Origin of the sequence: Bacillus sp. 5B6 (assembly GCF_000259405.1) — a bacterium.
Taxonomy (GTDB): Bacteria; Bacillota; Bacilli; order Bacillales; family Bacillaceae; genus Bacillus; species Bacillus velezensis.
On the sequence record NZ_AJST01000001.1, the window covers coordinates 2,574,733 to 2,597,656 of the forward strand.

Consider the following 22,924-nt stretch of genomic DNA (forward strand, 5'->3'; position numbering starts at 1 on the left):
AATTGTAAAAAGAGGAAGGCTTCTGATTCGGAAGCCTTCCCTTTTTTCTTATGACAATACTTTCATCACGTTTTTGACAGATTCAACTGATTTACTCAGCTGCGCTTTTTCATATTCTGTCAGTTCAAGCTCGATGATTTGCTCTAGGCCGTTTCCTCCGATAATCGTCGGTACGCCTAAGTAAATGCCTTCATGACCGTATTCGCCTTCTAAGTAAGCGATGGTCGGAAGCACGCGGCGCTGATCTTTCAAAATGGCTTCTACCATTTCAGTCAGTGACGCAGCAGGCGCGTAGTAGGCGCTTCCGTTTCCGAGAAGGTTGACGATTTCCCCGCCGCCTTTTCTTGTGCGTTCTACAATCGCATCAAGACGGTCTTTCGGGATAAGCGTTTCAAGCGGAATGCCGCCCGCATAGGAATAACGGACGAGAGGAACCATGTCGTCACCGTGTCCGCCAAGAACAAAACCGGTCACATCTTTTACAGACAGGTTTAATTCTTCAGCGACGAATGTTCTGAATCGCGCAGTGTCAAGCACTCCGGATTGTCCGATGACGCGTTCTTTCGGGAAGCCTGATTCTTTGTACACCGCATATGTCATCGCATCAACAGGGTTTGTCAATACAACGATAATGCAGTCAGGAGAATATTTCACGATCTCACGTGTGACGCTTCTCATGATTTTTTCGTTTGTAGATACGAGATCATCACGGCTCATGCCCGGTTTTCTCGCAATTCCGGCTGTGATGACGACGATATCAGAACCGGCTGTGTCCTCGTAGTTGGACGTGCCTGTGATTTTCGCGTCAAATCCTTGAACCGGACTTGCTTCGAGCATGTCTAGCGCTTTTCCTTTTGTCGGGTTTTCTAATTGCGGAATATCAACGAGCACAACGTCCGCAAGCTCTTTTTGAGCTGTAAGAAAGGCTGTTGTCGCTCCCGTAAATCCTGCTCCGATAACAGAAACTTTACTGCGTGTTTTTCCCATGATTCTCTTCTCCTTTTTTGGCTTCATTAGAAGTCTGCTTTAGGTTCAGTCCATGTTTTTGATTAGCTCTTCACCAAACTCTGAACATTTCACTTCAGTTGCACCGTCCATTAATCTAGCAAAATCGTACGTTACTACTTTTGAAGCAATCGTTTTTTCCATAGATTTAATGATCAAGTCAGCAGCCTCATTCCAGTTCAGGTGTTCAAGAAGAAGCACTCCTGAAAGGATGACGGATGACGGGTTGACTTTGTCAAGGCCGGCATACTTAGGAGCCGTTCCGTGAGTCGCTTCGAAAATCGCATGCCCTGTTTCATAGTTGATGTTCGCTCCCGGCGCGATTCCGATTCCGCCTACCTGAGCGGCAAGCGCATCAGAGATATAGTCTCCGTTTAAGTTCATTGTCGCCACGACGTCGAATTCGCTCGGACGGGTTAAGATCTGTTGAAGGAAAATATCAGCGATGCTGTCTTTGACGATGATTTTTCCTGCCGCTTCCGCTTCGCTCTGCGCTTTATCAGCCGCTTCTTTTCCGTCTTTTTCGACAATGCGGTCATATTCAGCCCAAGTGAATACTTTATCTCCGTATTCTCTTTCGGCAAGCTCGTAGCCCCAGTTTTTAAATGCCCCTTCAGTGAACTTCATGATGTTTCCTTTGTGGACAAGCGTGACAGACTTACGGCCGTTTTCGATCGCATACTCAATGGCAGCTCTGACTAAGCGGCTTGTGCCTTCTTCAGAAACAGGTTTGATGCCGATTCCTGACGTTTCAGGGAAACGGATTTTGTTAACACCCATTTCATTTTGCAGGAAGCTGATCAGCTTTTCAACCTCTTCAGAACCTTTCGCATACTCAATTCCGGCGTAAATATCTTCCGTATTCTCGCGGAAAATGACCATATCCGTATCTTCAGGACGTTTGACCGGGGAAGGCACTCCCGTGAAATATCTGACAGGGCGCAGGCACGTAAACAAATCAAGCTCCTGTCTCAGCGCCACGTTCAGAGAACGGATACCGCCGCCGACCGGTGTCGTCAGAGGACCTTTGATGGCGATGAAGTACTCTCTGATGTCTTCCAGCGTTTCGGCAGGAAGCCACTCACCTGTTTTATTATAAGCCTTTTCACCGGCATAAACTTCTTTCCACGTGATTTTTTTCTCGCCTTTATATGCTTTTTCAACAGCGGCTTCCAATACTTTAGAAGCGGCGTTCCAAATATCAGGGCCTGTGCCGTCGCCTTCAATAAACGGGATAATCGGATTATTTGGTACGTTTAATACTCCATTAGAGACTGTAATTTTTTCACCTTGTGACACAATATTACCTCCCAGTATGTAATTCATATTTAGAAAACATTTTATTTTTCTTGTATAGAAAATAAAATGACTTTTCTCAAGATTCTATCAAAATTGTAAACCAATCCGGGCTTGATTAACAAGAGGCTAACGACATGAAAATCACCAGCCTCTCGTTTGATCAGGCTCTTTCATCAATCGGAACAAAAGTCTGCTTATCCGGACCCGTGTAATCAGCGCGCGGGCGGATGAGGCGGTTGTTATCGTACTGTTCAAGAATATGGGCGATCCATCCTGACATTCTGCTGACCGCAAAGATCGGCGTGAACAGATCGTGATCAATGCCGAGACTGTGGTATACAGATGCGGAATAGAAATCAACGTTAGGCGGGAGTTTTTTCTCCGACGTCACGATTTCTTCGACACGGATTGACATGTCGTACCATTTGCTTTCACCCGTCAGATTCGTCAGGCGTTTGCTCATTTCTTTTAAGTGTTTGGCGCGCGGGTCTCCATGCTTATACACACGGTGTCCGAAGCCCATTACTTTTTCCTTTTTCTCCATTTTGCTGCGGATATAAGGCTCGGCGTTTTCCACTTCGCCGATTTCTGTCAGCATTTTCATGACGGCTTCATTGGCTCCGCCGTGAAGCGGTCCTTTTAAAGCGCCGATGGCGGCAGTGATGCCTGAGTAAATATCAGATAAGGTGGCGACACATACTCTCGCCGTAAATGTTGATGCGTTCAGCTCATGATCCGCATGAAGAATGAGCGCTTTGTTAAACGCTTCCACTTCGATCGGAGAAGGCTCTTCACCGTTTAAGGTGTAAAGGAAGTTCTCCGCGATTCCGTACTCTTCCTTCGGTTCAACAGGATCAAGTCCTTTGCGGATTCTTGAGAAAGCGGCGACAATGCCCGGCACTTTCGCCTGCAGACGGATGGCTTTTCTGTAGTTCGCTTCCGGATTCATAACATCGGCTTCACTGTCAGTCAGACCGAGTAATGAAATCGCCGTCCGGAGCGCAGCCATTGGATGTACGTTATTGAGGGGATAGGATTTGAAGTGCTCAATGATTTCTTGTGGAACGGCAGCTTCTTTCGCAAGCTGTTTTTTCAGTTCAGCAAGTTCCGTTTTATTCGGCAGGCGCAGATGCCACAGCAAATAAATGATTTCTTCAAAACTTGCATTCTCTGTCAAGTCGTCAATATCGTACCCTACATATGTAAGGGTATCGTCGATAATAGAGCTTACAGATGATGTTGTTGCTACAACCCCTTCAAGACCGCGTGTTGCTGTCATATTCAACCTCTCCTTTTCAATCAAAATTCCCCTTTAAAGAGTATATAAAACATACGGCTTACTTAAAATGAGTCATGCAAACAATCCCTTTCCCCTTTAAGAAAATGCTTACATTTCACTGGTTGCGGTTACATAACCGATATGCTTATAGAGGAACATAACAAATTCTTATAAGCTTATTTAAGTTTAAGCCTATTCTTATTATAAACAATAATCTGATTAATTTGTAGACTTTTAACTAAAAATGTTTTAAAAGCCCTATATATCAAGGTTTTGCGTTGATAAATTTAATCGCTTGCTTTCAGGCGCTTTGTAAAACCATGTATTCTCATGTTTTCATTTGGGGGAGTTTTGGAGGAGACTTTAAATGGACAGGCGCGACAAATTCCCCCTCCTTCTTTACCGGAGAAGAGGGTTATTTTGTTTACTCGACTGAATCAATGTTCAGATCAGCTTCAGAAATCCATGTCTTGGTTTTAGTTGGCTCCACGCACATAGACTGGAATCGTTTGACTGCATTTGCTGTTTTCGGGCCGTAAATATCCTCATCAAACCGTTCATCAATTGAAACTGACTCATTTACTGATGTAAGTGAATTTAAATAAATTGCAGAAAAACCCTCCTCATCTCGAGAAGGGCTCGATTTCTACTTCTTTTTCTCTAAATCAGTCCGAAGAAACAAACTGATGCCGCTCAACTTTAAATCGAAGGGCTTCATCGGGCTCTCCAACTATTTTCCCCTATGCTTTTCTTTTGCTTTTTGTTTTCTGATTAAATATTTTTGTTCCTTTATTTTTTCTCTTTGTTTTCTATTCAGTTGTTTTTTCTTTTCTTTTCTTGCTTCAAGCTCCTGTTTTATCGCTTTTTGTGCCTTAGTTGATATCCCGATATTTTTCATCTCTTTAGAAGCTTGCCGTTGCAATCTTTTTGGGTTTAATTTCTTAGATTTTGCTTTAACACAAACCCCTTCTTGTTCAGTGTGGGAGAGAGTCTGTAAAAGTTGATTATTAACAAAATGCATTATTTCTGAATCCTTTGGCTCTTGTCCAAACAAATGACGAATTGCTCTTAATTTCCCATCATTCACAACTTCAATGACTCCTACCCAAAACTGACCATCGTAGTAAACCGTTAATTTCATAACGATTCCCTCCTCCTAAATTTACTGAAGAATGATGGACATCCCGAGGAGGGGAAGGTTACTGACATTTTAAATCATGCATCCGGACTACCAACCGAATTGTGTTTTTTCATTCTCATTATAAATTTAACAAACTTTCAAATTGAAGGAAAGGGTCTCCGCTTATTTTGACAACACTTCAAGTTTTGCTTTGGTATCAGCGCATAAATTCCATCAGCTTTTAATCCATTCATCAATTGGAATTACTGCAATCGCTGTTTTCGCTCCATGTGCGCCGTCAATCCCGAAGTTCTTTGTTACATGGTAAGCCACTTCATTCATCGGAATAATGCAAATGGCATTTGTCTGAACTACAAAATGCGCAAGTGCAAACTCTAATTTTCTCCACAAAAAAAAGCAGCTTTACGCCGCTTTTTTACTTTACGAGGTGAATATTTTAACGATTTGCATGGCCAAGTAGGCGATTCCGGCGCCGATTAACGGGCCTACGGCGACGCCTCCGAAAAGCGCGACGGCAAGTATCGTGCCGATGACCAGCGCCGTTGTAATATGAGGATCGTTTTCCAATAAGGTGAGACCGTTTTTGGCGATTAAAGCAACCCCGATCCCGGCACCGAGAGCGATCCACGCATAATATGATTTCATCGCTTCTCCGAGCTGTTTAAAACCGATATCACCTGTGGCAATCGGCACTAAAACGGCGATTGTAATGACGGTGACCCCCCAGTTGATGCCTTTTGACTGAATAACCGGAAATAGTTTCTGATCAAGACCGACAGCTTTTATCACAATGAGAAAGCCGACGGCAAAAAGCAATGACTGATTTTTGGCTACCAACGCGATGGCCAGCAATAATAGTAAAAATAAATTCGCCTGGGTAAACATCCTGAAAGCACCTTCTTTCATCATATCTGTATTCATATCCTTTTTTTTGACGAATAAACTAATGTAATAGGACGTGCCGACCGAGAGGAGGATCGATGTGAACCCGCACTACGCAACTGTTTTTTTCCGCGCGCTGTTTGTACTCGCTGCGGCCGGCGGCGCTTTAGCGGCCGGTTACGCCTCATTTCCGTTAACTTATCCGTTTCTGATCGCCCTTATTCTGTCATCAGCGATCATTCCCGTTGTTGACTGGGTGGACAAACTGACGGGGATGCCCCGGTCAGTCAATACAGTCATTGTCCTGGTCTTCTTTTTGCTTATTCTCCTTGGCGCGGCGACATTTCTCGTTGCGGAAATCATTTCGGGAACCGCCTATCTGGCCAAAACGCTCCCTCCTCATATCAGCGCCTTTATGACGTATTGTGAAGAGCTGTTCACTTCCCGCATTCAGCCATTGTACCACGAGCTGACCGTCCTATTTAACGGACTGGAAACCAATCAGCAAGCATCCATCGTGACGCATATTCAGACCCTCGGTGATACAGCCGCTAAAAATGCGGGGCTGATGCTTTCACATCTTTTGGAGCTGGTGCCGAAATGGATTGCCTTCCTTCCCAATACAGCTGCCGTCTTCATTTTCGCAATGCTGGCGACTTTTTTTATGACGAAGGACTGGCATAAGCTGAAGGCGCTGCTTTATTCCATTCTTCCGGAACGGGTTTCGGCAAACGCCAAGGCCGTGTCGGGAGAGCTGAAAAAAGCGATGGCAGGTTTCATTAAGGCGCAGGCCGTGCTCATACTTTTCACGATGATTATTGTCTTTATCGGACTTTTTCTTCTAGGGATTGAGCATGCGGCAACCATCGCCTTTTTTATCGGCCTGGTGGACCTTCTCCCGTATCTCGGCGCCGGGTCGGTCTTTGTTCCCTGGATTATGTATTTGGCCATTGCCGGTCAGCTTCCTCAAGCGATCGGTCTCGGTGTTTTATATATTGTCGTTCTCATTCAGCGCCAGCTGACGGAGCCGAAAATTTTAAGCAAGTCAATCGGACTTGATCCGCTTGCGACCTTAATCGCCCTGTTTGCCGGCTTTAAACTGTTCGGAATTTTAGGACTGGCTGCGGGGCCCGCGCTGCTCGTTTTCATTCAGGCCTTTATCACAACGGGCGCTTTAAAAGAAATATGGGCCTATATTACTGTTCAATCCAAATAAAAACAGCAGCCCTGTAAGAAGGCTGCCGTTTTTATTTGATAATGATCCGCTTGTTTTTTGACATTCCTCTCAGCCATTTGAACAAAAGCGGCTTCATGCGGTTCCGAGTGAACGGAATCAGAAGACAGGCCCCTGCAATATCGGACAGAAAACCCGGAAGCATCAAAAGCAGGCCTCCGAAAAAGACGCATATTCCATCAAGAAGCGCTTCCCCCGGCATTTTGCCGTGCTGCAGGTCGCGCATTACCCGATGATACACATCGGTTCCCTGTCTTTTTGCCACCAAGGCGCCTAATACGCCTGTCAAAATGATGAGAAGGAAGGTCGGAAAAACACCGAGCCATTTTCCCCCCAGCAGAAACAAGCCGATTTCAATTGCCGGACACACGATAAACAGTAAGAATAACACTCTCATTTTTCTGCCCTCCCGCCCTTCTAAAAGCGCGTCACCGCCCGCATGGGAATAGGAAAATCAGCCTAAAGACAAAAGAGAAGGGAGAACCCCCCTCTCTTTTTTAAAGCTGTTTAAAGAACGCTTGCGCGGCCTTCATACACAGCGCCGCGGGCAGCGTCAACTGTGATAACCTGTCCTTCTGTTAAAACTGAAGTTGCGTTCTCCAGACCGACGATAACCGGAATGCCCAAGCTTAAACCGACAACGGCTGCATGGCTTGTCAGACCGCCTTCTTCAGTGATGAGCGCTGATGCTTTTTCAAGTGAAGCGATCATGTCGCGGTCAGTGCTTGAAGCAACCAATACTGCACCGTCTGTCATTTTTTGTTCAGCTTCTTTCGCATTTTTTGCAACAACGACCGGCCCGAATGCAGATTTGCGTCCGATGCCTTGCCCTTTCGCGATAATGCTGCCGACAGTGTGGACTTTCATCAGATTCGTCGTGCCTGATTCACCGACAGAACCTGCTGTAATGACAATCAGATCACCGCGTTTCACGATGCCGCTGTCAAGTGATTTTTGAACCGCGTCTTCAAGCATTTCATCGGTTGAAGTCGCGTTTTGGCCGCTTGCCGGGAATACACCGAATACAAGGCCGAGTTTGCGTGATACAGACTCATTGACCGTAACGGCTACAATCGGAGCCTGCGGACGGTATTTGGCGATCATACGCGCCGTATGGCCGCTTTCTGTAGGGGTAACGATAGCTGCCGCACTCAGATTGATCGCCGTGTGCGCAACTGATTGGCCGATCGCATCGGTAATCGTCATGCCGACCTGATCTCTGCGTTTAGACAGAATTTCTTTGTAGTTCAGAGATTCTTCCGTGCGTGTGGCGATGTTAAACATTGTTTGAACCGCTTCAACAGGATATTGTCCCGCAGCCGTCTCACCGGAAAGCATGATGGCATCTGTGCCGTCGAAAATGGCGTTGGCAACGTCACTTGCTTCAGCGCGTGTCGGACGAGGGTTGCGCTGCATGCTGTCAAGCATTTGTGTCGCAGTAATAACCGGTTTGCCGAGCGCGTTGCATTTTTTGATCATTTCTTTTTGCACGAGCGGCACTTCTTCGGCCGGAATCTCTACGCCGAGGTCTCCGCGCGCTACCATTAAGCCGTCAGATACTTCCAGGATCGCATCCAGGTTGTCCACGCCTTCCTGGTTCTCGATCTTAGGAATGATTTGAATGTCAGACGCGTTATGCTCTTCAAGCAGTTCGCGGATTTCCAGGACATCCGTAGAACGGCGTACAAATGACGCAGCAATGAAATCAACGCCTTGCTCGATACCGAATACGATGTCTTTGGCGTCTTTTTCAGTAATTCCGGGAAGGTTGACGCTGACGCCGGGAACGTTTACGCCTTTTTTATTTTTCAGCGTGCCGCTGTTTAAGATTTTTGTTTTGATTTCGTGTTTTTCCGGATTTGATTCTAGCACTTCCAATCCGATTAAACCGTCATCCAACAGGATGATAGACCCTGCTGACACGTCGTCTGCCAGGCCTTCATAAGAAACTGAGAATTTTTCAAGCGTTCCTAGCACCTGTTTCGTAGAAACGATAATTTCATTTCCCGCCTGAAGCTCAAGCGCGCCGTTTTCCATATCGTGCGTACGGATTTCCGGACCTTTTGTATCGAGGAGAATCCCCACGTTTTTGCCGAGCTTTTTGCTTGCTTCTCTGATGTTTTTGATTCTTGCGCCGTGCTCTTCGAAATCACCGTGTGAAAAATTCAGACGAGCAACGTTCATACCCGCTTCCATCAATTTTGTCAGCATTTCTACACTTTCACTGGCCGGACCGATTGTACAAACGATTTTTGTTTTTTTCAACTCGTTCACTTCCTTCTGAAATCTTCAGCTTCTTCCGCCTTAAATAGACAGTTCTTTTGAAAGCTGATACATGTTTGGTTCAACAGTATGTTTTGATTCTAAAATTTCTATAATATCATGGTCTACAAGCTTGTTGTTTTGTATACCTACGCAGCGTCCGCCTTTTCCTTTAAGCAGAAGCTCAACCGCGTAAGCGCCGAGGCGGCTTGCAAGAACCCGGTCAGAAGCGCTTGGAGATCCGCCGCGCTGGATGTGCCCTAAAACGGATACCCGTGTTTCAAGGTTCGTTTCTTCTTCGATGCGTTTTCCGAATTCAACTCCGCTGCCTACCCCTTCTGCAACGATGATGATACTGTGTTTTTTGCCGCGGTCGTGCCCTCTCTTCAAACGGCCGATAATTTCCTGCATATCGTAGTCCGCTTCAGGAATTAAAATTGATTCCGCTCCGCCTGCAAGACCTGCCCATAAAGCAATGTCGCCCGCGTGGCGCCCCATCACTTCAATAACGTATGTACGCTCATGAGACGTAGCGGTGTCACGGATTTTATCAATCGCATCAATTACGGTGTTTAGCGCCGTATCAAATCCGATCGTAAAATCAGTTCCCGGGATGTCATTATCTATCGTACCCGGTACACCCACACACGGAAACCCGTGTTCCGTTAATTTTTTCGCACCCATGTATGAACCGTCTCCGCCGATGACGACAAGACCTTCAATGCCGAGTTTCTTTAAATTTTCGATTCCTTTTTCACGGCCTTCAACTGTTTTGAATTCAGGACATCTGGCCGTATACAGCTTTGTTCCGCCGCGGTGGATGATGTCACCGACCGAACCAAGCTCCAGTTTCTCTATTTTTCCGCTGATTAATCCTGAATAACCGTTATAAATTCCGTACACTTCGACGTCGTGGTAGATAGCTTTCCGCACAACCGCGCGCACCGCAGCGTTCATACCCGGGGAATCCCCGCCGCTCGTTAAAACTCCTATACGCTTCATTTCCTATTCACCTCAGCAACATATATATGTTAAACATATCATGATCATTGCCCTAAAACAATGAAAAGGGACGCCTGAGCTCCCATGAAACCTTACCTATTATACAATTAAATAAATTGTTTTTAAATAAAATTTAAGGAATATCACAAAAATCACAAAAAATAAACGTGAGCCATAGGCTTCACGTCTATTCAGTTTACCCCGATATATTGATCCTCAACCGAAACTTTCCCGATTGCTTTATATTTTTCATAGCGCTGTGAGATCAATTCTTCGGCGTTCAATTGAAGAAGAGATTTTAACGTTTCTTTAAGAATACCGTCAATATAGCCCGCCTGCTGCTTGATATCATGGTGAGCTCCGCCCTTCACTTCTTTAATCATATCATCAATAATTCCTAATTCTAATAAATCGGGCGCAGTAATCTTCATGGTTTCGGCCGCTTTTTTCGCAAGGCTGGAGTCTTTCCACAAAATGGACGCGGCTCCTTCAGGAGAAATAACGGAATACGTCGAGTTCTCAAGCATCAGCATGCGGTTGCCCACACCTAACGCAAGCGCGCCTCCGCTGCCGCCTTCCCCGATGACGATACAAACGACAGGCACTGTCAGGCCGGCCATCTCGAACAGGTTCTTGGCGATGGCTTCACTTTGTCCCCGTTCCTCCGCCGCTTTACCCGGGTACGCTCCCTTCGTGTCGATGAAGCAGATAATCGGGCGGTTGAACTTATCCGCCTGCTTCATGAGACGAAGCGCTTTGCGGTAGCCCTCAGGGTGAGGCATCCCGAAATTACGGACAAGGTTTTCTTTCGTGTCTTTTCCGCGCTGATGTCCGATAACGGTGACCGGCATGCCGTGATATTTAGCGACTCCGCCGACAATCGCCGCATCGTCTCCGTATGTTCTGTCTCCGTGGCACTCAAAAAAGTCGGTAAACAGGTATTGAATGTAATCAAGCGTCGTCGGCCGGTCGGGAAGGCGTGCGATCTGCACTCTGTCCCACGGCTTCAGGTTTTTATAAATCTCATCCTGGAGCTTGCTGAGCCGGTCTTCAAGCCTTGCGATTTCAGCGCTTAAATCCATCTCCGAATCTTGGGTGAATTTTTTCAGTTCGGCGATTTTCGTCTGCAGTTCAATCACTGGTTTTTCAAATTCTAATCTTGCAGCCACTCATGCTCACCTCCTGTTTGGTGCATGTCCAGCAGAAATGCGAGTTTGTCTTTCATGTCGTTTCGGTGAATCACCGCATCAAGCTGGCCGTGCTTTAATAAAAATTCCGCCGTCTGGAAATCTTCCGGCAGTTTTTCCCCGATCGTCTGTTCAATAATACGTCTTCCGGCAAATCCGATCAAGGCGCCCGGTTCAGCGAAATTATAATCACCGAGAGACGCGAAACTGGCCGATACGCCGCCTGTCGTCGGATGGGTCATGACAGAAATAATCAGTCCCTGCTCCTCACTGAACAGTTTTAATGCAGAGCTTGTCTTGGCCATTTGCATAAGGCTTAAGACCCCCTCCTGCATACGTGCGCCGCCGGAAGCGGTAAAGATGATAAACGGGACTTTTTCCTCTTTTGCTTTTTCAATTGCAAGCGTGATTTTTTCGCCGACAACCGAACCCATGCTGCCCATTCGGAATGTTGAATCCATGATCGCGATCACGGCAGGGAATCCGCTGATGGTTCCTTTTCCGGTAACCACCGCTTCATTCAGCGATGTTTTCTCACGGTCTTTTTCGATTTTTTCTAAGTATTCCGGGAAACCGAGCGGGTTTTCAGATATCATTCCCTGGTTGAATTCTTCGAATGAATCTTCATCCAGGAGGCTTTCAATGCGCTGCTTTGCATTCATCGGGAAATGGTGCCCGCAGTTCATGCAGACGCGCAGGTTTTTATCTAACTCTTTTGTGAGCATGATTTTTTTACATTTGGAGCACTTTGTCATAATGCCTTCCGGAACATCATGTTTTGCCTGCTCAGACGGCACGGAAGCATATTTTTTCTTTTTTGTGAATATATCCTTTAACAAATGATTACCTCCCTTTTGTGAAGGGTTCTCTTCACTGCATGTCTTCCGATTAGATAGACTTAATAATAACTTTACCGAAACTATTGTACTTTTTTTGTCAAACGGTGTCATCCTCCATTCGACATTTTTTGCTGCAAAACAGACGGAAACGGACGGATTTCATACCGTAAAAAGCGTTGTTCAGCCTTATCTGTCAGCGTTTTCAAAAGAAATAAGGATTCTGCTGAAATTTTTTTAAGACCTGCCCTTAAAAAAATGCCAGCAGTCCGTATATTGAACAGCAGCGCGTTGTTTTTTTCCAACGCGCTGCCATTTCATTTTTGTGTTATTATTCGCCGATAACCGTGAGCTGTCTTGTTTTTTCAGCCACTTCCTCAGGATCGACCGTAATTCTGGCGACGCCCGTTTCCATCGCTGCTTTCGCAACAGCTTTCGCAACGGCAGGAGCCACACGTTTGTCAAATGGAGCCGGGATGACATAATCAGCGCTTAATTCTTCCTCTGAAACAAGGGAAGCAATCGCTTCAACCGCAGCAATTTTCATTTCTTCGTTGATGTGAGTCGCGCGAACGTCAAGCGCCCCGCGGAAAATTCCAGGGAATGCCAGAACATTGTTAACCTGGTTCGGGAAATCAGAACGGCCTGTTCCGATTACGCTTGCGCCGGCTGCGCGCGCGTCTTCAGGCATGATTTCCGGATTCGGGTTGGCCATTGCGAAGATAATCGGATCTTTCGCCATGCTCTCCACCATTTCTTTCGTCAGCGCGCCTTCGACTGATACGCCGATAAAGACGTCTGCATCTTTAATGACATCCTGCAGGGAACCGTCGTTGCGGTCTTGGTTTGTAAACTTCGCCACTTCGTTTTTCACTGCGTTCATGCCGGCCGGACGCCCTTCGTAAATCGCCCCTTTAGAGTCGCACATTACGATGTCGCGTACGCCGAAATGGTAAAGAAGCTTGATGATCGCGATGCCTGCCGCTCCCGCTCCGTTTGCCACAACTTTAATGGATGACATGGATTTTCCTGATAATTTCAGCGCATTTACAAGTCCGGCAACGGTTACGATGGCAGTGCCGTGCTGATCATCGTGGAAAACCGGAATGTTTGTTTCTTTTTTCAGGCGCTCTTCGATAATGAAGCAGTTTGGCGCCGCAATATCTTCAAGGTTGACACCGCCGAATGTCGGTGCAAGCAGCTTCACAGTGTCAATGATTTTGTCCACATCGTTTGTGTCAAGCGCGATCGGGAATGCATCCACGCCCGCGAAACTTTTGAACAGCACCGCTTTCCCTTCCATGACCGGAAGTGAAGCTTCAGGCCCGATATTACCGAGACCGAGAACGGCTGATCCGTCTGTTACGACTGCTACCATGTTCCCCTTCATTGTATAATCATATACTTTATTTTTATCGTCATAAATCTCTTTACAAGGCTCAGCTACTCCGGGAGAATAGGCAAGGCTTAAGTCGTCTGCATTTCTGACTTCTACCTTTGCTTTTGATTCCAACTTCCCTTGATTTACTTTGTGTAAATGTAACGCTTCTTCTCTTAATGACATTCTAAACACTCCTTTTAAGTACTTTGTTACATATTCTGCCGCATAGACTGGTACAATCGCTGGAGGTGAAAAATTTCAGAATCTTTAAATAAGATAGCACAATTGTTTCAATTGTATAACAAAATGATTATTGTTACCACTATTTTAACACGACGTTTTCGCGGCCCAGCAGCTCTTTTAAACGGTATAGCGCCTGATGGTCCGCCTGAATATGAAAAGTATCCGGCAGCCTGATCGTCTGCTTGTCTTTTTCATAATAAAGATAAACGCCGGTTTCCCCTTTATGCTCCAGTAAAATACGCTTCATCTTTTCCAAAAACTCCTGATTGTGCCGGCTGCCTTCGATTTTGATGTAAACAGACGGCGCTCTGTCTGCCTCCGTCTGCTCAAGAAGAGAGGCGGATGACATGATGAATTGTGTCTTCTCCTGACGCTCTTCCATTTTTCCGGCGGCGAATAAAAGCGCGCCTTCTTTTAACAGCGGAGACAGCCTTCTATATTGGTCAGGAAACACGACGGCTTCCATTTCTCCCGTTTCATCGCTTAATGTGAGAAACGCCATATGCTGACCTGTCTTTGTCCGAATCGTTTTGATGCCCGCGAGCAAAGCTCCGATTGACAGCTGCCCCTTCGGCATCTGCCGCGCTGCTGTGATCGCTTGCGCCCCCCGTTTTTTCAGGAGATCCCTGAAAGCAGACAAAGGGTGGCTTGAGAAATAAACACCGAGAGCTTCTTTTTCGAACCGAAGCTTGTCCACGAGCGGAAATTCCTCAGCCTCTACATATTTGGGCTTAATGGAGAACGATTCTTCCAAAAACAATCCCATTTGGTCATCGTCTGCACGAAAAAGTTCAGCGTGCTCTAAAGCCACATCAACGGAGGCCAGCAAGGCGGCGCGATTTTGATTGAATTCGTCCATGGCGCCAGAAAATATAAGCGCTTCGATGGTTTTCCGATTCACGCTTTTTGCGGGTACGCGAAAGCAGAAATCGAAAAGATCCTCGAACGGTTTATGTGTTCTTGCTTTATAAATATCTTTCACTGCCGAGACACCTACGTTTTTAACGGCCCGCAAACTGTATCTGACGGCTCCGTTTTCCGGCGCAAACGGAAAACCGCTTTTGTTTATTGACGGCGGAAGGACTTGAATCCCGCTCCCCTTCGCTTCATGCAGATATTGCGATATTTTGTCCTCATTGCCGATGACACTCGTCAACAGCCCGCACATAAAATATAACGGATAATGCGCTTTTAAATAGGCGAGCTGATAGCCGATCATGCTGTATGCGACAGCATGGCTTCTGTTGAATCCGTAGTTAGCGAATTTTACAATCAGATCGTAGACCTCGTTTGCAGTGACTACAGAATACTCCTTTTTTATGCACCCTTCAACAAAATGGCTTCGCTCTCTGTCCAGAATGTCCTTTTGCTTTTTGCTGACAGCCCGTCTGAGCAGATCCGCTTCACCTAATGAAAACCCTGCCATGCGCGAGGCGATCATCATTATCTGTTCTTGATAGACGATGACGCCGTAAGTGTCACTGAGAATATTTCTTACGTCCTCGTGCGGCACTTCCACACGCGCCCGCCCGTGCTTCCGGTCGATAAATAACGGAATATTTTCCATCGGCCCCGGCCTGTAAAGCGCGTTAACCGCGACAATGTCTTCCAGTCTTGACGGCTTCAGGCGCTTCAGCACGTTTCTCATTCCTGATGATTCCAGTTGGAAAATACCCGTCGTATCACCGTTTGACAATAGTGAGAACGTTTTTTCATCCTGATAAGAAATCTCGGAAAAATCAATTTTCGTATTCGTTTCTTTTTCAATCATCGTTTTAATGGATTCAATAAGCGTCAGGTTGCGCAAACCTAAAAAGTCCATTTTTAAAAGACCGAGATCTTCCAAGTGATCCATCGCATACTGCGTTAAATACACGCCGTCATGCCCTTCTTGAAGAGGGACAACTTCCGAAAGCGGCTCTTTACTGAGAACGACCCCGGCCGCGTGTGTTGACGTGTGCCGCGGAAGGCCTTCAATTTTCCTTGCGATCTGAAACACTTTATGAAGAACGGCGGATTCGGACAGCCGCCTGTTCAGCTGAGCGGACTGCCGCCTCGCCTCCTCAAGCGTCATTCCCGGTTTTGACGGAATCAGGCGGGCAAGCTGGTCGGCTTCTTTCGGGCTGATTCCGAACACTCTCCCGGTATCCCTTAACGCCGCCTTTGCGGCCAATGTCCCGAAGGTGATAATCTGGGCGACGTGCATGGCCCCGTACTTATTTTGTACATACTGAATGACCTCATCCCTTCTCGTATCAGGGAAATCGATATCAATATCCGGCATGCTGATCCGCTCGGGATTAAGAAATCTCTCAAACAGCAGAGAATGTTTAAGCGGATCCACGTCGGTAATGAAAAGGGAGTAAGCGACAAGCGAGCCTGCCGCGGACCCCCTTCCCGGGCCTGTCACAATGCCCTTTTCATGCGCGTACTTCATAAAGTCCCATACGATGAGAAAATAATCACTGAATTTCATGCGCCTGATGACGTCCAGCTCATATTCAAGCCGGCGGACAGCGCGCTCATCAGGAGTGCCGAAACGGAGGCGCAGCCCCTCATGACAGATCCCCGCCAAATAGTCATCGGCTGATTTGCCGTCCGGTGCCGGAAAAGACGGAAGCTGTGTCTGTCCAAGGCTGACATCGACCCGGCATTGCCGGGCGATACGCGCGGCTGCTTCAATCGCTTCCGGATGCCGCGTGTAAAGCTCTTCCATTTCTCCAGGCGTCCTCAAGTATAAGTCCGGCAGATCCCCGCTCTGATCCTCCCACTTCTCTCCGGCTTTAATAGCGCACAGACAGCGGTACGCATCTTGATCTTCTTTCTTGATATAACGGACATCCCCCGCAGCGCAGACAGCGATTTCCGTTTCGGCTGACAGGCGGAGAATCTCTTCTGATAACGTCTCATGTCCTTTAAACGGCTGGTACCCTAAATAAAAACGGCCGTCTCCGAACAGCTCCCGGAATCCTTCGGCAGCCCGGACCGCTTCTTCAAATTTCCCGGTTTGAAGAAGGCTTTCAATGTAGCCGTTTTCACCGGGCGTAATGGCGATCAGCCCCTCACGATAGCTCTTCATCCATTTTCGCTTCATGCCGCCCTTTGCCATGGATTGCAGCGCACTTGAGATTTTCACCAGGTTCTGATAGCCGGTGTTTGTCTCTGCTAAAAGAATGAGCGGGTGTGCTTCAAGCTCCGTATCGTCCGTGTATATAGAAGCCGTCAGACCGATAATCGGCTTAATTCCGTTTGATTTGCATGCTTTATAAAACTCAATGGCGCCGTACATCACATTTTCGTCCGTCAGCGCCAATGATGAATATCCGAGTTCCTTCGCTTGAGTAACAAGCTCTTTTACAGAAGCGGCGCTGTTTAACAGGCTGTAGCCGCTATGTACTTGCAGGTGAACAAAAGACAATGCCGCCACTCCTTTCCCATACGTTCATTTTGCCTTTCTACATTATAAGACGGGTTTTCTTAAGAAACAAATGTTCTTTTTTTGACTCATCATCATACTTGTCCGTTTCGCTCAATATGATAGAAAAGTGAGGTGGTGTATATATGGATCAGGAAGCCGGATTTATGGCGAATTTCATCAGCAGTTATTTTATCGCCCTCGGTGTGTTGCTCGGCGGCGCGCTGATCGGCGGCCTCGGAGCTTATTTATCAGGCGAGCCTCCGCTGACAGCGATCACAAAATTGGCGAACAGACTGAAGATCTGGGCGCTTGTCGCGGCCATCGGGGGAACATTTGACGCGGTATACAGTTTCGAGCGGGGGCTGTTTGAAGGCAACACGCGCGACATCTTCAAACAGCTTCTTTTAATTATTTCAGCAATGGGCGGCGCGCAGACCGGCTGGCTGATTATTTCATGGCTGACCCAGGAGAATATGTCATCATGAGAATTCCCGAGTATTATAAAAAACCGGGATGGCAGCGTTTTTTTGCAGGAATGATGTGCGGAGCCATCGTCAGCTGGCTGTTCTTTCTGTTTACATACGGAACGTTTCAGGAAGAACAGGTGACGTTAATTGAAAAGCAGCGTGAGCACGCGCGGGATTTAAAAAACCAAATCTCCATCTATCAGAAGGATCTTCATAAATTAAATGAGGATAATAAGCAAAGACTTCTCATCCAAAGTGTTGATGTGAAGCTGATCAATGGGGAAAAATACAGAATCGCCCAGCCCGATAAGATGAAATTTGAGGAACAGGTGAAAGACAATATTTCTGAAGTCATCACAAAGGATATTGAAAGCGTGTATAAAACAAAGGAACTTTTAAAACGGACGATCGAAAACAAAATATACACCATAAATGAGAAGGAATTTAAAGCTGAAGTAAAGGAACTGACGATTTATACGAGATTGTCTGTCGAAATTCATATTTCTTTTGCGACGTAATTATGTCATTTTTAAAAAATTTCCATAGACCTGTCGCTTTTTTCTCCGCTTTTTTATAAACTGTAGATGAGACATTTTCAATGATTCTGAAGGGAGGAAGGGAAAATGGAGGTTTTTAGTGAACGCCGCTTGGCAAAAGATCATGCAGCCCGAATCAGACAAGGCTATTCCGCATATGCAGAAACAGACACACTCGCTTCCCTCATAAAAAAAGAACTCCAAATCTGTAATCTCCGCGTCTACGAAGACCTGACTGATTTCGGCTGCTGGTTCATCCCCATGACAGATGAACACTAAGAAAGAGGGTCTCCCCTCTACTTGTGTTCGTTACATACCTCTTCCAGATCAGCAAGAATCTGATCGGTTTCATCCCAGCTGAAGATGGATGCGCCGGCCGCAAGCGGATGTCCGCCGCCATTGTATTTCCGGGCAATTCCGTTGATGACCGGACCTTTTGAACGGAACCGGACTCTGATTTGATCGTCTTCTTCTACGAAAAACACCCAAGCGCGGATACCCGAAATATTTCCGAGTGTTCCGACAAGCTGCGACGCTTCAGAAGCGGTGGTTCCATATGTCTCCAGAATGTCTTTTTTAATGAAAACGGAAGCGACGCCGTTTTCAGACAGTGACACATTTTGATAAATAAAGCCATTAAGCTTCACCACATTTAATTTTGTTTCATACAATTGATTGAACAGCTCTGACGATGAAAATGGGAACTCAATGAGCTCTCCCGCGTATTTTAATGTCTTTTTTGTGGTGTTCGGGAATAAGAAACGCCCCGTATCACCGACGATACCCGCGTAGATCAGCTCAGCTGCTTTCGTATTCAGTTTCCAGCCGTGCTGCTTTCCTTCCAGGTACAGCTCATAGATCATTTCGCTTACGGAGCTTGCATTCGTATCGACCCATAACAGATCGCCATACGGATCTTCATTTGGATGGTGGTCTATTTTCATGAGCTTTGCACCGGAATGGTAGCGCTGATCGTCGACCCTGCCTTGGTTTGCGGTGTCGCACACGATGACAAGAGCATCTTTATAGGTTTCGTCATCCACCTCATCGAGGGAATATAAAAAAGACAAGGACGGCTCAGGCTGTCCGACGGCAAAAATATTTTTTTCGGGATACGTTTCCCGCAGGATTTCCGTAAGGCCGCACTGTGAACCGTAGGCGTCCGGGTCAGGCCTCACATGTCTATGTAAGATAATGGTGTCATATAATGATATGGTTCTGATCAGTTCGGATTTCATCGTTTTCTCCTTTTCGTTTTTATTCATTTAATCATACTCTTTATCCATGGAAAAGGAAAATCTTTCAGCAACGGTATAAACTGTTTTGCAAACTCATATAATGGAGGATTTCATTTATGCTGGTTTTTGTTTTTCTCATCGGGCTTTCTGCCTGCTTTTACGTGTATTACAAAGTAAAAGGAATCCAGACGAAACGGGCGCTGGAGAAGGAATGTTTTTCGGCTAAATCAAGTATGGCATTAGGCGCGCTGGTGCTTTTGTACGGAGTAAACCAAATGATTCTGTTTCACTCTGTCCTGACCCTGGTCATCGGCGGCGTCTTCATTTTAATCGGAGCAGGCAGCGCATGGGCCGGGTATAAAGCCTATAAGCATTATGAGCCCATCCATGCAAAGGAAGCGGAGAGGGACCACGCATAATGAATGCCAAGGGACCCGGGTGCGTCCCTTAACTTCTCTCCATCAGCTGCACCATGAGCATCGCTTTTGATACGATGCCGCTTTGGCTTGACACTTCCACTTCCATTTTTCCGAATTTCCGGCCCGCCTCTAAAATGCGCGGTTTCACTTCAATGACCGACTCCATCTGTACGGGCTTCAGGAAGAAAATCGTAATGCTTTCAATGACCAGCTCGCCGCGTTTGCGGGAGCGTAAAAATCGGCTGGCGGCCTGGGTTAAAATCGTCGTAAACACCCCGTAAGAAATCGTGCCGAGCTGATTGGTCATTTGCGGCGTGACTTCATATTGATAAACGGCCGGCGTTTTGTCATCTTCCTCTTCTTTAAATCCCCTTGAAACAATATCATCCAGCTTTTCCCCGACCTGAGGCTGCTTTTGAACCATTTGAAGCGCTTTTAAGACATCCTGGCGGCTGATCATTCCGATCAGTTTGTGATGCCCGTCTGTCACCGGAAGCACTTCAATTCCTTCCCAAACCATCATTTGAGCCGCTGAGGCGACAGATGTTTTCCCGATCACCGTGACAGGGTTTTTGGTCATTACTTTTTCAATCGGAACTGACCGGTCATGCCCCGCGATATCTTTCGATGTGAGGATTCCGTGGATTTTCATCTGCTGATCGATAACCGGGAAGCGGCCGTGTCCGGTTTCATAGTTTTTTTCGTACCATTTCTCCAGCTTATCCTTAGGGGACAGCGTCACTGTCCGATCTGCGGGCGTCAAAATGTCTTCCACGAGCACAATCTCTTTTTTTATGAGCTGATCATAGATCGCCCGGTTGATCATCGCGGCTACCGTAAAGGTATCGTAGCTCGTGGAGAGAATCGGAAGCTCAAGCATATCGGCCAGCTCGATAATGCTGTCGTCGGTATTAAACCCTCCTGTTACCAAAACAGCCGCGCCCGCTTCAAGCGCCTGGCGGTGGGCGTTGATTCGGTTCCCGACGATTAACAGGTTCCCCGCCGCCGTGTAACGCATCATCGCGTCAAGCTCCATCGCGCCGATCACAAACTTATTCAACGTTTTATGCAGACCGGCTTTTCCGCCGAGCACCTGGCCGTCTATCACATTGACGACCTCGGCGTATGTCAGCTTTTCAATATTTTCTTTTTTCTTCTGTTCAATCCGGATGGTCCCCACACGTTCAATAGTGGAAACGAATCCTTTGTTTTCAGCTTCCTTAATGGCTCTGTAAGCCGTTCCTTCACTGACTTTCATTTCTTTCGCAATTCTTCTGACCGAAATTTTTTCACCGACAGGAAGCGAATCTATGTATGATAGGATTTGTTCATGCTTTGTTGCCAAGCGTTTCACCTCTAAGGACAGTCTTCTGCTTTTATTATAAGGGTACGGGGGATTCATTCGCAATGAGACGCCCGAAAAAAGGCGGCATCACAAAAAGACCTTCTGAATGCTTGATTCAGAAGGTCTTTGACACATATGTCAGGCAAGCTCAATGGTCTCGCCGGCCGCCATGACTTTGCCGACGCCTCCGGGCAGACTTTCGGCGAAAGCGTCAGGGTCCTGTTCAATGACGGGAAATGTATTGTAATGAACGGGAACGACCTGTTTCGCTCTCAGCCACTCAGCCGCGAGTTTCGCATCTTCAGGCCCCATGGTGAAGTTATCACCGATCGGCAGAAACGCCAGGTCAATGTGATTCAGTTCCCCGATCAGTTTCATATCTGAGAACAGCGCCGTGTCCCCGGCGTGGAAAATCGTTTTGCCGTCAATCGTCAATAAAATCCCAGCCGGCATCCCCGTGTACGTAATGGTTTTGTTTTCTTCATCAGTGACCGCCGATCCGTGGAATGCCTGTGTCAGTTTCACTTTGCCGAAATCAAATTGGCGCGCCCCGCCGATATGCATCGGGTGGACCTTTAAACCTTTAAAGCCGAGATAAACGGCCAGCTCGTTCGGCGCAATGACGAGCGCATCGTTTTGTTTGGCGATCTGCTCTGTATCTCCGACATGGTCATTGTGTCCGTGAGTAAGCAGGATGACATCCGCTTTCACTTCTTCCGGTTTCAAATTTGTCAGACTGTTTCCGGTCAGAAACGGATCAAAAATAATGTTATGGGTTTTCGTTTCCACTTGAATGACAGAATGTCCGTGATAAGTCACTTTCATTGTTTTCACCTCATAAAAAATTAATATTTATCAAGTTCCCTTTTTGACAAACGAAAAAACTTACAGGGATTGATGCCTGTTAATCACATTCAGCCCGCCTGTTGCTTCAATGACCGTTCCGGTTACAAGATCGGAATCATCTTCACATAAAAAGGCGATGATTCTCGCAATGTCCTCTCCGGTTCCGGACCTGCCGATCGGCGTCTTTTCTTTGCCGATTTTCCGTCTTGCTTCCTCTATAGACGCTTCTTTCATATCTCCTACAATATCACCCGGGCAGACCATATTGGCCGTAATGCCTGATTCAGCTTCTTCAATCGCAATGGTTTTCGTTAACGAAGTCAATCCGACTTTAGCCGCTCCGAAAGCGGAACGGTGAAGCCAGCCGGGGGCATGGTCCGCTCCTTGAAAACCGTATGTAATAATCCGGCCGAACCGCTGCTGTCTCATGACCGGGATAACCGCTTTAAACAGATGGAAAACGGCGCTTAAATTCCCTTCAAGCATGTCATACCATTCGTCATCGGAATAATCGGCAAGCTTTTTGCGCTCAAATATGTACGGCCCGGCATTGTTAATCAGTATGTCAATCCTTCCAAACCGCTGAAGGGCTGCATCGGCGATCCGCATGAGATCTTCTTTCCGGGTTACATCGCCCTTAACGAATTGCAATCTGTCATGGCACCCGGGATAATCCGCCTTCAGACAGGCGACCGCTTCTTCGTCTTGTCTGTAATTCACTGTGACAGAAAAGCCTTTTTCCAGAAGCATTTCAGTCACTTTTCGGCCCAATCCCTTTGTACCGGCAGTGATTAGAGCATGTCGCACATTGAATACCCTCCCCAGGCAACGTTGCCGCTTCAATAAAATCAAGACGTTTCTCCCTCTACTTTACTATAAACAAACGGCAATATCACTTTTTTGC

General features: G+C 46.7%; 21 protein-coding genes. 5 read left to right on the forward strand and 16 right to left on the reverse strand.

Annotated features, from left to right (window positions below):
- Positions 1-48: 48 nt before the first annotated feature.
- From mdh to MY7_RS12045, 5 genes are all read right to left on the reverse strand, one after another.
- Positions 49-987 (reverse strand): malate dehydrogenase, encoded by a 939-nt coding sequence (mdh, locus tag MY7_RS12025; protein ID WP_029326035.1) that lies wholly within the window; start codon positions 985-987, stop codon positions 49-51.
- A 45-nt stretch (positions 988-1,032) separates the two neighbouring features.
- A complete protein-coding gene (gene icd, locus MY7_RS12030; RefSeq protein WP_003152454.1) occupies positions 1,033-2,304 on the reverse strand; it encodes an NADP-dependent isocitrate dehydrogenase in 1,272 nt (423 codons plus the stop codon).
- A gap of 160 nt (positions 2,305-2,464) precedes the next feature.
- Positions 2,465-3,583 (reverse strand): citrate synthase, encoded by a 1,119-nt coding sequence (gene citZ, locus MY7_RS12035; protein WP_007613059.1) that lies wholly within the window; start codon positions 3,581-3,583, stop codon positions 2,465-2,467.
- Between the two features lie 730 nt (positions 3,584-4,313).
- The gene (locus MY7_RS12040) at positions 4,314-4,724 is read right to left on the reverse strand and encodes a YjdF family protein (protein ID WP_015240369.1); all 411 of its coding nucleotides are present in this window, start codon (positions 4,722-4,724) and stop codon (positions 4,314-4,316) included.
- Between the two features lie 420 nt (positions 4,725-5,144).
- A complete protein-coding gene (locus MY7_RS12045; protein WP_029326034.1) occupies positions 5,145-5,609 on the reverse strand; it encodes a DUF441 domain-containing protein in 465 nt (154 codons plus the stop codon).
- 97 nt (positions 5,610-5,706) lie between these two features.
- Between MY7_RS12045 and ytvI the strand changes: the two genes are divergently transcribed.
- Positions 5,707-6,822 carry a sporulation integral membrane protein YtvI gene (ytvI, locus tag MY7_RS12050; protein WP_029326033.1) on the forward strand — a complete coding sequence of 372 codons (1,116 nt, stop codon included), beginning with the start codon at positions 5,707-5,709 and terminating at the stop codon, positions 6,820-6,822.
- 31 nt (positions 6,823-6,853) lie between these two features.
- Here the strand turns inward: ytvI and MY7_RS12055 are convergent, their stop codons facing one another.
- From MY7_RS12055 to dnaE, 7 genes are all read right to left on the reverse strand, one after another.
- Complete coding sequence (locus tag MY7_RS12055) at positions 6,854-7,237, reverse strand: FxsA family protein (protein ID WP_007613075.1); 384 nt, start codon at positions 7,235-7,237, stop codon at positions 6,854-6,856.
- A 110-nt stretch (positions 7,238-7,347) separates the two neighbouring features.
- Positions 7,348-9,105: a pyruvate kinase gene (gene pyk / locus MY7_RS12060; RefSeq protein WP_007613076.1), complete on the reverse strand. Its 1,758-nt coding sequence runs from the start codon at positions 9,103-9,105 to the stop codon at positions 7,348-7,350.
- A 39-nt stretch (positions 9,106-9,144) separates the two neighbouring features.
- Complete coding sequence (gene pfkA / locus MY7_RS12065) at positions 9,145-10,104, reverse strand: 6-phosphofructokinase (protein ID WP_007408068.1); 960 nt, start codon at positions 10,102-10,104, stop codon at positions 9,145-9,147.
- Between the two features lie 191 nt (positions 10,105-10,295).
- Positions 10,296-11,273, reverse strand: coding sequence for an acetyl-CoA carboxylase carboxyl transferase subunit alpha (gene accA / locus MY7_RS12070; protein ID WP_007408067.1), 978 nt, complete (start codon positions 11,271-11,273; stop codon positions 10,296-10,298).
- Positions 11,258-12,130 carry an acetyl-CoA carboxylase, carboxyltransferase subunit beta gene (gene accD, locus MY7_RS12075; protein ID WP_007613077.1) on the reverse strand — a complete coding sequence of 291 codons (873 nt, stop codon included), beginning with the start codon at positions 12,128-12,130 and terminating at the stop codon, positions 11,258-11,260. The genes accA and accD overlap by 16 nt, the downstream gene beginning before the upstream one ends.
- Before the next feature lie 328 nt (positions 12,131-12,458).
- A complete protein-coding gene (locus MY7_RS12085) occupies positions 12,459-13,691 on the reverse strand; it encodes an NAD(P)-dependent malic enzyme (RefSeq protein WP_007613079.1) in 1,233 nt (410 codons plus the stop codon).
- Positions 13,692-13,830: 139 nt separating this feature from the next.
- Complete coding sequence (dnaE, locus tag MY7_RS12090) at positions 13,831-17,169, reverse strand: DNA polymerase III subunit alpha (RefSeq protein WP_007613080.1); 3,339 nt, start codon at positions 17,167-17,169, stop codon at positions 13,831-13,833.
- A gap of 143 nt (positions 17,170-17,312) precedes the next feature.
- Here dnaE and MY7_RS12095 point away from each other — a divergent pair, with 143 nt between their 5' ends.
- The 3 genes from MY7_RS12095 (at position 17,313) to MY7_RS12105 (ending at position 18,451) form a co-directional block, all read left to right on the forward strand.
- Positions 17,313-17,654, forward strand: a complete 342-nt coding sequence (locus MY7_RS12095) for a YtrH family sporulation protein (RefSeq protein WP_003152438.1) — start codon at positions 17,313-17,315, stop codon at positions 17,652-17,654.
- A complete protein-coding gene (ytrI, locus tag MY7_RS12100) occupies positions 17,651-18,154 on the forward strand; it encodes a sporulation membrane protein YtrI (protein WP_007408062.1) in 504 nt (167 codons plus the stop codon). The genes MY7_RS12095 and ytrI overlap by 4 nt, the downstream gene beginning before the upstream one ends.
- Positions 18,155-18,259: 105 nt before the next feature.
- Positions 18,260-18,451, forward strand: coding sequence for a hypothetical protein (locus MY7_RS12105; RefSeq protein ID WP_029326032.1), 192 nt, complete (start codon positions 18,260-18,262; stop codon positions 18,449-18,451).
- A 17-nt stretch (positions 18,452-18,468) separates the two neighbouring features.
- Here MY7_RS12105 and MY7_RS12110 read toward each other — a convergent pair whose 3' ends face one another.
- Positions 18,469-19,410, reverse strand: coding sequence for a DHH family phosphoesterase (locus MY7_RS12110; protein WP_003152435.1), 942 nt, complete (start codon positions 19,408-19,410; stop codon positions 18,469-18,471).
- A gap of 116 nt (positions 19,411-19,526) precedes the next feature.
- Here MY7_RS12110 and MY7_RS12115 point away from each other — a divergent pair, with 116 nt between their 5' ends.
- Entirely contained in the window at positions 19,527-19,829 is a 303-nt protein-coding gene (locus tag MY7_RS12115) for a YtpI family protein (RefSeq protein WP_003152434.1), read from the forward strand.
- Between the two features lie 28 nt (positions 19,830-19,857).
- Here the strand turns inward: MY7_RS12115 and MY7_RS12120 are convergent, their stop codons facing one another.
- The 3 genes from MY7_RS12120 to MY7_RS12130 all read right to left on the reverse strand — a co-directional run bounded on the left by MY7_RS12120 (position 19,858) and on the right by MY7_RS12130 (position 22,827).
- On the reverse strand, positions 19,858-21,174 hold the full coding sequence (locus MY7_RS12120; protein WP_007408058.1) for a CBS domain-containing protein: 1,317 nt from the start codon (positions 21,172-21,174) through the stop codon (positions 19,858-19,860).
- A 138-nt stretch (positions 21,175-21,312) separates the two neighbouring features.
- A complete protein-coding gene (locus MY7_RS12125; protein ID WP_007613083.1) occupies positions 21,313-21,999 on the reverse strand; it encodes a metal-dependent hydrolase in 687 nt (228 codons plus the stop codon).
- Positions 22,000-22,059: 60 nt separating this feature from the next.
- Positions 22,060-22,827 (reverse strand): SDR family oxidoreductase, encoded by a 768-nt coding sequence (locus MY7_RS12130; RefSeq protein ID WP_007613084.1) that lies wholly within the window; start codon positions 22,825-22,827, stop codon positions 22,060-22,062.
- Between the last annotated feature and the right edge of the window lie 97 nt (positions 22,828-22,924).